Origin of the sequence: Bradyrhizobium sp. (assembly GCF_049586575.1) — a bacterium.
Taxonomy (GTDB): domain Bacteria; phylum Pseudomonadota; class Alphaproteobacteria; order Rhizobiales; family Xanthobacteraceae; genus Bradyrhizobium.
The window spans coordinates 1-8,925 of sequence record NZ_JBAVCF010000245.1 but is presented as its reverse complement, the minus strand read 5'-3'; the positions used below and the strand labels follow the sequence as shown (position 1 = coordinate 8,925).

At 60.8% G+C, this 8,925-nt stretch carries 9 protein-coding genes and 1 pseudogene; 8 read left to right on the top strand and 2 right to left on the bottom strand.

The features are described 5' to 3' along the window. The 6 genes from sufD to WB528_RS09425 form a co-directional block, all read left to right on the top strand. Positions 1-1,211, top strand: a 1,211-nt coding sequence (gene sufD, locus WB528_RS09450; RefSeq protein WP_423888154.1) for a Fe-S cluster assembly protein SufD, incomplete at its 5' end; no start/stop codon positions are given. After that, on the top strand, positions 1,208-2,455 hold the full coding sequence (locus WB528_RS09445; RefSeq protein WP_423888153.1) for a cysteine desulfurase: 1,248 nt from the start codon (positions 1,208-1,210) through the stop codon (positions 2,453-2,455). The genes sufD and WB528_RS09445, both read left to right, overlap by 4 nt. Positions 2,456-2,529: 74 nt before the next feature. Beyond that, on the top strand, positions 2,530-2,868 hold the full coding sequence (locus WB528_RS09440; RefSeq protein WP_423888155.1) for an SUF system Fe-S cluster assembly protein: 339 nt from the start codon (positions 2,530-2,532) through the stop codon (positions 2,866-2,868). A gap of 9 nt (positions 2,869-2,877) precedes the next feature. Further along, positions 2,878-3,291: a VOC family protein gene (locus WB528_RS09435; RefSeq protein ID WP_423888152.1), complete on the top strand. Its 414-nt coding sequence runs from the start codon at positions 2,878-2,880 to the stop codon at positions 3,289-3,291. Positions 3,292-3,403: 112 nt separating this feature from the next. Next, positions 3,404-3,799 carry a HesB/IscA family protein gene (locus WB528_RS09430; protein WP_423888151.1) on the top strand — a complete coding sequence of 132 codons (396 nt, stop codon included), beginning with the start codon at positions 3,404-3,406 and terminating at the stop codon, positions 3,797-3,799. A gap of 45 nt (positions 3,800-3,844) precedes the next feature. Next, positions 3,845-4,300 (top strand): TfoX/Sxy family protein, encoded by a 456-nt coding sequence (locus WB528_RS09425; RefSeq protein WP_423888150.1) that lies wholly within the window; start codon positions 3,845-3,847, stop codon positions 4,298-4,300. 17 nt (positions 4,301-4,317) lie between these two features. On the opposite strand, the gene WB528_RS09420 is transcribed toward WB528_RS09425, so the two are convergent. Both WB528_RS09420 and WB528_RS09415 read right to left on the bottom strand, forming a co-directional pair. After that, positions 4,318-5,376: a GGDEF domain-containing protein gene (locus WB528_RS09420; RefSeq protein ID WP_423888149.1), complete on the bottom strand. Its 1,059-nt coding sequence runs from the start codon at positions 5,374-5,376 to the stop codon at positions 4,318-4,320. Positions 5,377-5,513: 137 nt separating this feature from the next. Beyond that, the gene (locus tag WB528_RS09415; protein WP_423888148.1) at positions 5,514-6,956 is read right to left on the bottom strand and encodes a DEAD/DEAH box helicase; all 1,443 of its coding nucleotides are present in this window, start codon (positions 6,954-6,956) and stop codon (positions 5,514-5,516) included. A gap of 277 nt (positions 6,957-7,233) precedes the next feature. Between WB528_RS09415 and WB528_RS09410 the strand changes: the two are divergent. Together WB528_RS09410 and WB528_RS09405 are read left to right on the top strand one after the other, a co-directional pair. Continuing rightward, positions 7,234-7,933, top strand: a pseudogene (locus WB528_RS09410) (TMEM175 family protein); the annotation flags it as partial. A gap of 57 nt (positions 7,934-7,990) precedes the next feature. Continuing rightward, positions 7,991-8,925, top strand: a 935-nt coding sequence (locus WB528_RS09405) for an FAD-dependent oxidoreductase (protein ID WP_423888147.1), incomplete at its 3' end; no start/stop codon positions are given.

Genomic DNA, 8,925 nt, shown 5'->3' with positions numbered 1-8,925 from the left:
TCGATGCTTTCGAGCGCGCCGGCCTGCCGCATCGGCGTCTCGAAGACTGGAAATATACCGACCTGCGCGCGCTGATGCGCGAAGTGCTGCCGCTGGCGGCTGCACCCGATGCATCGGCCCTGAAGCGTGGCGAAGCGGCGCTGGCTGAACTTAGGGCCGTAGATGCGTGCCGAATGGTGCTGATCGACGGCGCGCTGGCACCCTCGCTCTCGAATCTGGGCGCGGTGGAAGCTGGCGTTCGCGTGCAGATCTTGCGCGAAGTTCTGGAGAATAGCGCCGACGCTGCTCGCGCTGATCTGCTCGAGAATGGCACGGCTTCCGGCCCCATGGTCGCGCTGAACGCCGCCATGGCTACCGATGGCGTGGTGATCGATATTGCCGATGGAACCGTGCTTACCAAGCCGCTGCATCTTGTGCACGTCGCGACTAGGTCAACGGCTGCGACTTATACCCGTTCGTTCCTGAAACTTGGCAAAGCCGCGCAGGCGACGCTCCTGGAGAGCTTTGTCGCCGCTCACGATGCCAAGTCCTACCAGGTCAACGACACCGTCACCGTTTCTCTCGGCGACCAAGCCCATTTGCAACATGTGCGATTGATGGCAGATAGCCCGGATGCGACCAACATCACGACCGCGATCTTCACGGTCGGCGCGAAGGCCCGCCTCACCACATTTAACATGACGAGCGGCGGCGGCCTCAGCCGCTATCAGGGCTACCTCACTTTTGCAGGCGAAGGCTCGGAGGTAAACGTCAACGGCGTCAACCTCCTCAATGGCCGTCAGCACGCCGATACCACGCTGTTCCTGGATCACGCCGTGCCCCGTTGCACCAGCCGGGAAGTCTTCCGCGCTGTGGTCGACGATCGCGCGCATTCGGTATTCCAGGGCCGCATCATCGTTCAGCCCAAGGCGCAGAAGACCGACGCCAAGATGATGACGCGGGCGCTGCTGCTGTCAGACGAAGCCGAAGCCGACAACAAGCCGGAATTGGAAATCTTTGCCGACGACGTGACCTGCGGTCATGGCGCGACCACTGGCGCGCTCGACGAGAGCCTGTTGTTTTATCTGCGCGCCCGTGGCCTTTCCGAAAAGGAAGCCCAGGCGCTGTTGATTCAGGCCTTCGTTGGCGAGGCCATTGAATCCATTTCCAGCGACGCCTTGCGCGAGCTTGCGATTTCGACCGCGCAGCGCTGGCTGGCGGCACGGGGATGAGCATGCATCCGGCGGTCGCAAATGGTTCTTACGACGTCGCCCGCCTGCGGGAGGATTTTCCTGCGCTTGCGATGAAGGTCTACGGCAAGCCGCTGGTCTATCTCGACAATGCCGCGTCCGCGCAGAAGCCGAACGCCGTGCTGGATCGCATGACGGAGGCCTATAAAAGCGAATACGCCAACGTCCATCGCGGGCTGCATTACCTCGCCAATGCCGCGACCGAAGCCTATGAGGGCGGACGTGCCAAGGTCGCCCAATTTCTCAACGCGAAGCGGACCGAGGAAATTGTCTTCACCCGCAATGCGACGGAAGCGATCAACCTGGTGGCGTCCTCCTGGGGCGCGCCGAACATCGGGAACGGCGACGAGGTCGTGCTCTCGATCATGGAGCATCATTCCAATATCGTGCCCTGGCATTTCCTCAGGGAGCGTCAAGGCGCCGTGCTCAAATGGGTCGATGTTGACGACGACGGCAACTTCCTGATCGACCAGTTCGAAAAGCAGCTGTCGCCGCGGACCAAACTCGTTGCCATCACGCAGATGTCGAATGCGCTCGGCACCATCGTGCCGGTGAAGGAAGTCGTGAAGATCGCGCATGCCAGGGGCATTCCGGTCCTGGTCGACGGCAGCCAGGCGGCGGTTCACCTCGCCATCGACGTGCAGGACATCGACGCGGATTTTTATGTCTTCACCGGCCACAAGCTATACGGCCCCACCGGCATCGGCGTGCTCTACGCCAAATACAACTATCTCTTAGGCATGCGGCCCTATAATGGCGGCGGCGAGATGATCCGCGAAGTCGCGCGCGACTGGGTCAGCTATGGCGACCCGCCGCACAAGTTCGAGGCGGGCACGCCCGCGATCGTGGAAGCGGTGGGACTTGGTGCCGCGATCGATTACGTCAATTCGATCGGCAAGGAGCGCATCGCCGCGCATGAGCATGACTTGCTGGCTTACGCGGAAACGCGCCTGCGCGAGATCAATTCGATACGGATGATTGGCACCGCAAAGGGCAAGGGGCCGGTGATTTCTTTTGAAATGAAGGGCGCGCATCCACACGATGTCGCGACCGTCATCGACCGGCAGGGGATCGCGGTTCGCGCCGGGACCCATTGCGTGATGCCGCTTTTAGAGCGGTTCAACGTGACCGCGACATGCCGGGCCTCGTTCGGGATGTATAATACGCGCGAAGAAGTCGACCATCTGGCACAGGCGCTGATCAAGGCGCGGGAATTGTTCGCATGAACGGAACTGTCGAAGCCAAGGATCTGGAAGCCAAGGATCTGGAAACCAAGGATCTGGAAACCAGGACTTCCAACATGGAAACCTACTCGGCGTTGCCGCCGGACGAAACCGAGCGGCTGAGCGGCGAGATCGTGGCCGCGCTGAAGACGGTGTTCGATCCGGAAATCCCGGCTGACATTTACGAACTCGGCCTGATCTACAAGGTCGAGCTCAAGGACGATCGCTCCGTCGACCTGATGATGACGCTGACCACGCCGAACTGCCCGGCGGCGGGGGAGTTGCCGCAGATGGTGGAAAACGCAGTGGCGAGCGTGCCTGGCGTGGGCATCGTCAACGTAAACCTGGTGTGGGATCCCGCGTGGACGCCGGATCGCATGTCCGACGAGGCGCGTCTCGTGCTCAATATGTGGTGAAGTGTTCCGTTGCCGAAACTTTCTGGCGTCATCGAAACAGCGCTCTACGTGGATGACCTTGAACGGGCCCGCGCATTTTACAAGGAGGTGCTCGGGCTTGTGCCGCTGACAAGCGACCAGCGGTTTCTGGCTTTCGACGTCGGCGGGCGGAGCGTGCTGCTGTTGTTTCGACGGGGTTCGACGCTCGAACCGGTTCATTTGCCTGGCGGGACCATTCCGCCGCATGACGGCAGCGGGCCCCTTCACATGGCCTTTGCCATCGAGGCGGGCGAATTGCCGGGGTGGGAAAGCCGGCTTCGTGAGCACAATGTCGTTATCGAGGGCAGAACCGATTGGCCGCGTGGCGGTCACAGCGTGTATTTCCGCGATCCCGACAATCACCTGCTGGAGTTGGTTACGCCGGGAGTTTGGGCGATCTATTAACGAACGGCGCGGCTATCTGGATTCGTAGCGCGAGGCCTTCACAACGCGCCGTTGGTAGTTACTTTAGACTGATGATTTTCGCCGCCCTGATGCGGCGTAGAGGAAGACCGAAATGAACACCATAGCTCCAGCCTCTAAGCCGAAGCCTCGTCCTCGTCCGCAAGTGATGAGGCTGACGGAGGCGGCTGCCCAACGCATTGGGGAGCTGACCAAGCGCGCGGATTCCGAGATCGTCGGCCTTCGGGTCGGCGTGAAGAACGGCGGCTGCGCGGGGCAATCCTATACGGTCGAATATGCCCATGAGGTGCGCCCGACCGACGAGGTCGTCGAAGACAAGGGCGTCAAGATCATGGTCGATCCCAAGGCCGTGCTGTTCCTGCTCGGCACCGAGATGGACTACAAGGCCGACAAGCTGCAAGCCCAGTTCATCTTCAATAACCCGAACCAGATCGGCGCCTGCGGCTGCGGGGAATCCGTGCAGCTCAAGCCGGCGAGCATCGAGGACTGACGCTGAAAGATTCATGCTTCGTCGAAGCGTGAACATGGGCCGCCGATGGACCGCGATTTCCTGGTCGATTTATTCACCGACTTCGGCCCCGTGACGTTACGCCGGATGTTCTCGGGCTACGGCATTTCGGTCGACGGCATCAACTTTGCGCTGGCGCTACGCGCGGGTCTTTATTTCCGCGCCGACGAAGAGACCATTCCGCAATTCCAGGCCGAAGGATCGAAGCCGTTCCAGTATCAACAGCGATCGACCGCGAAGGTCGTCATCGTCAATTCGTACTGGGAATTGCCGGCGCGGCTGTTCGACGATTCCGATGAATTGACCGGCTGGGCGCGGGCAGCATTGGCGGCCGCGCAGCGCGCGGCGCTCGAGAAGCGCGTAAAGACGTCCAGGAAGGCCAAGAAGCGGGCGAAGCCAACGAGCAAAGCGCCGATATCAAGGAAAGCCGCACCGAAGAAGAAATCGGCCTTGCGGCAAGCCATGCAACGAAAGCGGCGTTGAGGAACTCAGGCGAGGCTTTACGCGACCTGGCCGCGGGTTTCGGCGACGTATTCCGGATCGGCCTCGCAGACCACGCGGTTGCGTCCGCCGCGCTTGGCGGCATAAAGGCAGGCATCCGCCCGGTCGATCAGCGAGTCCATATCGTCGCCCGGCTTGAGCATCGAGACGCCAACCGAGATAGTGACACGACCCAGGATCTCGCCGGTGGATTTCTTCTTCAATTCTTTCGACATCACCGCACGGCGAATGTGATCGGCGACCGTAAGGGCCTGACGTAGCGCCGTGTTCGGCAGCACGACGGCGAACTCCTCGCCGCCGTAGCGCGCGGTGATGTCTTGTCCCTTGATCGACTGCTTGAGCGACATCCCCACCAGTCGCAACACCTGGTCGCCGGTGAGATGGCCATAGGAGTCGTTGAAGGATTTGAAGTGGTCGATGTCGAACATCATGAGCGATAGCGGCTCGCCGGTTGAGATTGCATCCGCAACTGCGGTCTCAAGCGAATGATCGAAGTATTTGCGGTTCCCGAGGCCGGTTAAGGGATCGGTGAGGCTTTCAGCCCTGATCGCCTCGAGGCTCTGCTGCAGATTATTGATTTCCGTTTTGGACAGCACCAGCCGCTCTTCCAGGGCTTTGGTGGTGTCGCGCATCTCGTGGGTCGTCTTGACCAGCGAATCGACCACCTTCATGACCTGATCGCGATCCACCGCCTTCGAAAGCCGTTCGGTGGCGCCGGACAGGCTCGCATTGAATGCGGCCGACATGCCAAGCGCGTCGCCGATCAACTGCACCACGTCATCGATTTCGCCGATCACGCGCGCGCCGACCTTGTCGATACGGTCAGTCGTCTTGAGATGAGAGAGGTAAGTCTCGTAGATCTGCTCGAGGTCGGCCTCGGTCAGCTTGCCGTTGCGGGTAAGCGTCTCGTTGATGACCTGATTGAGCTGCGAATTGTATCCGGTGGCGTAGACGTACCAGATTTCATAATTGCGCGGGATTGCGGTTTGCCGCAGGGACCTGATCTGGCCGAGCGCGAGTTCCGCAAAGGCCAATGTGCGCTCATGTTCGTCCAGCACGGAACCATGTCCCCAACGACGGCGCGGAACCGCATCCCGCGCCCAAAATCATAAACTATAAAGGTTAAGCTACCGGAGGTTGATGAACGGGTCGTAAACGAGCGACCCGTACCCCGATACTGCCGAAGCGGAAAAGATCAGACGCGGGCGCGCACGGGACGCAGTAAAAACGCTGGAAGATGAGAATGATCAGCGGGTTCCGAAGCAGACGACGGGTTCTTGGTTGGGGACGGGCGACCGATCGACGGGGGACGCGGCGGGGAGGATGGGATTACCGGCGTCGTCGCCGCAGCGACAACCGGAGATTGTATCGTCGGGGCGGGGTTGCGGCCCCCGTTGCTGCCGGCGTCACGTTCGTGGCGCCGTTTGCGCCCGCCGCGCGAGCCTTCTCTTCCGCTATCCCGAGACCGTTCCTTGCGTTCGCGAGGAGCGGCTTGCTCCGACTCCGGCGCTTTGGAACTGCCTTCGGCGAATGGAATGCTTTGTCCAATCAGCTTTTCGATCGCGCCGATTGATTTATGGTCGAGCGAGGTGACGATGGAAATCGCGGTGCCGGCGCGGCCGGCCCGGCCGGTTCGGCCGATCCGATGAACGTAATCGTCGGCGTGATGGGGAACGTCGAAATTGAAGACGTGGCTGACGGCCGGAATATCGAGGCCGCGAGCGGCAACGTCGGAGGCGACGAGGAGCGGAATCTCGCCTTTGCGGAATTGATCGAGCGCCGCCGTGCGGGCGGACTGGTCCATGTCGCCATGCAGGGCGCCAACGCTGAAGCCGTGCTTTTGCAGCGACTTGTGTACGACGGCGACTTCGCGTTTGCGGTTGCAGAAGATGATCGCGTTGTTGAGGTCCTTGGCTTCGCGCAACAGGCGGCGGAGGACATCGCGCTTGTCATGCGCTTCGCGCCCCGAGGCAACCTGCAACTGGGTGATCGTGGCGACGGTCGTCGCAGGCCTCGAAACCTCTACCTTCTCGGGATTGTGCAGGAAGGTCTCGGTGATGCGCCTGATTTCCGGCGGCATCGTCGCGGTGAAGAACAGCGTTTGGCGGGTGAACGGCACCAGTTTGCAGATGCGTTCGATGTCGGGGATGAAGCCCATGTCGAGCATCCGGTCGGCTTCATCGATCACGAGCAGTTCGACGCCCGTGAGCAGCAATCCGCCGCGTTCGGTGTGGTCGAGCAGCCGGCCCGGTGTCGCGATCAGAACGTCGACGCCGCGAGTCAGTTTGGTATCCTGGTCGCCAAAGGAAACGCCGCCAATCAAGAGCGCCACGTTGAGTTTCTGGCCGGCGCCGTAGCGGTCGAAGTTCTCCTTGACCTGGGCGGCGAGTTCGCGTGTCGGCTCGAGGATCAGGGTTCGAGGCATCCTGGCGCGGGCGCGGCCCTTTTCCAGGATCGTGAGCATGGGAAGGACGAAGGCCGCGGTCTTGCCGGTGCCGGTCTGGGCAATGCCGAGAACATCGCGGCGGGCCAGAACGTGGGGAATCGCCTGTTCCTGAATGGGGGTAGGGGTGGTGTAGCCGGTGGCCGCAACCGCGGCGAGCACCTTGTCGGATAGACCGAGATGAGAAAAAGACATTGAGCCTCTAATCGAAACCGCCGTTCGGAATCGAAAGTAAATGGCGGTCGCGTTCGGCCCCGAAACGGCGCGCTTGATGAAGCTCAGGGGCAGTGAAAGGACGCTGACCAGCGGGCGGATCAACTTATGAATCGTATTCGACCCAAATCCGCTTTGACCGCGAACATAGGGTCGAAACGGCCAAAGTCAATCTTGGAACGGGCAAAAGGCCGAAAAAGCTTAACGTTTTCGCACAAATAACCGGCTTTTTGTCATTCGGCCTTCAAATCCCGGATGGACATGGCAACTTGCAGGCCGTGGGGGAATGGTGACGTTTGCAAAAGCCCGGCTCGATACGCTGACGGATGGCGTGTTCAGCGTCGCGATGACATTGCTTGTTCTCGACGTTCGTTTGCCTGAAGACTTCCATCCAGCTGAAGCTCAGCATACCCGCCGCATCGTCAGCGAAATGGCGGAGACCGTCAGCCACAAGCAGATCCCGGTTTATTTCGATCAGATGGTCGACGATGTGTTCTTGAACGGCGCCGACAAGCCGAAAGCCGATACGGCAAAGGATTCGGGAAAATCCGGCGAGCCACAGCAGCAAGTCGCTGGGTTATCCCCGGCGGCCATCCGGCGGCCGCCGAAAGAGGACTCGGTCAATGCGCCGATCGCGATGTTCTCTCGCCACAATGGCGGCTGGACCGTCGTGTCTGACCGCGACAAGCTGGCTGTCGTTTCGCGAATTCAATAGGCTTCTGGTCTACTACACCCACCTGATGTCGTATCGCTGCGCCATTCGCGAGGTGCGCATCGGGATCGATACGTCGGTGCCGAACCAAGTGCTGAAGATGCCGCCGTGCGGCATGAAGGATCCGAGCGCCATACCTTACGAAGCCAAGCCATATCTCAAGCTGCCGCCCTCGAGCCAATTTGTCTCGGTCGAATTGACGTATCGCGACGGCAGCGTGTCGGAGATCAAAAGCTTCCGCCGCTAACAATCTAACGGGATATCGGGATATAAGGTGCCCGCGCAGGACTTTGCGGAGGTGCCGATGCCCAAAACCCTTCAAACGCATTGCTGCATCGTTGGCGGCGGCCCGGCCGGCATGATGCTGGGCTATCTGCTGGGCCGTGCCGGCATCGAGACGCTTGTCTTGGAAAAGCACGCTGATTTTTTCCGCGATTTCCGCGGCGATACCGTGCATCCCTCGACCTTGCAGGTGTTGGACGAGTTGGGTCTCATCGACGGCTTCCTGAAGGTACCGCATCAGCAATTGCAAAAAATGGACGGTCTGTTCGGCGACGAGGCCATCCGCATCGCCGACATCAGTCGTCTGAAGGTCAAATACCCCTTTATCGCGATGATGCCGCAATGGGATTTCCTCAATTTCCTGCGCGAGAGCGGCAAGCGTTTTGCGTCGCTTCGGGTAATGATGAACGCCAATGCCACCGGCCTGATCCGATCGGGTGACGCGGTGGTTGGCGTCAAGGCCGATACGCCCGAGGGGCCCGTCGAAATCCGCGCCGGGCTAACGATCGGATGCGACGGGCGGCACTCAATCGTGCGGCCAGGGGCCAACCTCGACGTGGAAGAAATCGGCGCACCGATGGACGTGCTGTGGTTTCGCTCCGGCCGGCGGCCAAACGAAAACGAGAGCCTGTTCGCGCGCGTTAAGACCGGCAAGATGCTCGTTACCTTCGACCGTGGCGACTATTGGCAGTGCGCCTATGTCATCGCAAAGGGCCAGTTCGATGCCGTGAAGGCGCGGGGGTTGGATGCCTTTCGCAACGACGTCATCGGCATGGCGCCGATCCTGGGTGAGGGGATGTCGGACGTGAAAACGTGGGACGACGTCAAGCTGCTGACGGTTGCAATCAACCGGTTGGAGCGGTGGTCGCGGCCGGGATTGCTCTGCATCGGCGATTCCGCGCATGCGATGTCGCCGGTCGGCGGTGTCGGCGTCAACCTGGCCATTCAGGATGCGGT

Coding starts and splice junctions, on each gene's coding strand:
- WB528_RS09445 (WP_423888153.1), top strand. CDS start 1,208: ATGAGCATGCATCCGGCGGTCGCAAATGGTTCTTACGACGTCGCCCGC.
- WB528_RS09440 (WP_423888155.1), top strand. CDS start 2,530: ATGGAAACCTACTCGGCGTTGCCGCCGGACGAAACCGAGCGGCTGAGC.
- WB528_RS09430 (WP_423888151.1), top strand. CDS start 3,404: ATGAACACCATAGCTCCAGCCTCTAAGCCGAAGCCTCGTCCTCGTCCG.
- WB528_RS09425 (WP_423888150.1), top strand. CDS start 3,845: ATGGACCGCGATTTCCTGGTCGATTTATTCACCGACTTCGGCCCCGTG.
- WB528_RS09415 (WP_423888148.1), bottom strand. CDS start 6,956: ATGTCTTTTTCTCATCTCGGTCTATCCGACAAGGTGCTCGCCGCGGTT.